1 protein-coding gene is annotated in these 606 nt (G+C 61.9%); it reads left to right on the forward strand.

Annotation, left to right across the window (positions count from 1 at the left end):
- Window positions 1–79 precede the first annotated feature (79 nt).
- On the forward strand, window positions 80–606 hold a 527-nt coding region (locus tag FEZ59_RS29675), incomplete at its 3' end, for an AMP-binding protein (RefSeq protein ID WP_172933570.1).

Consider the following 606-nt stretch of genomic DNA (forward strand, 5'->3'; position numbering starts at 1 on the left):
CGAACACCTGCAAACCCGAAATAGCCTGACCCACAACACTCGCCGACGCATCCGCCGCCATCGCAGCATCCAACACGCGATGGCTGACATGCACCGTCGTCTCCGTGATGCCGTACATGTTCACCAACGTCGGCGCGGAGTCACCGCGTCGGAATCCGGTCAGGCCGCCGAGTTGTCGTTGCGGTGGGTTGTTTTCGGTGGCGAGGCGCTCGAGCTTCGACGCTTGTCGGACTGGTATGGCCGCCGCGGTGACTCTGCGCCGACGTTGGTGAACATGTACGGCATCACGGAGACGACGGTGCATGTCAGCCATCGTGTGTTGGATGCTGCGATGGCGGCGGATGCGTCGGCGAGTGTTGTGGGTCAGGCTATTTCGGGTTTGCAGGTGTTCGTGCTCGATACACGTTTGGCTCCGGTGCCGGTTGGTGTCGCGGGTGAGATGTATGTCTCGGGTGTGCAGTTGGCTCGGGGTTATCTGGGTCAGGCGGGGTTGACGTCGACGCGGTTTGTGGCGAGTCCTTTTGCTGCTGGTGAGGTGTTGTACCGCACGGGTGACGTGGCGTCGTGGAACAGTGCTGGTGATCTGGAGTATCTGGGTCGCGCGGA

Origin of the sequence: Rhodococcus sp. MS13 (assembly GCF_013277835.1) — a bacterium.
GTDB classification, from domain to species: Bacteria; Actinomycetota; Actinomycetes; order Mycobacteriales; family Mycobacteriaceae; genus Rhodococcus_F; species Rhodococcus_F erythropolis.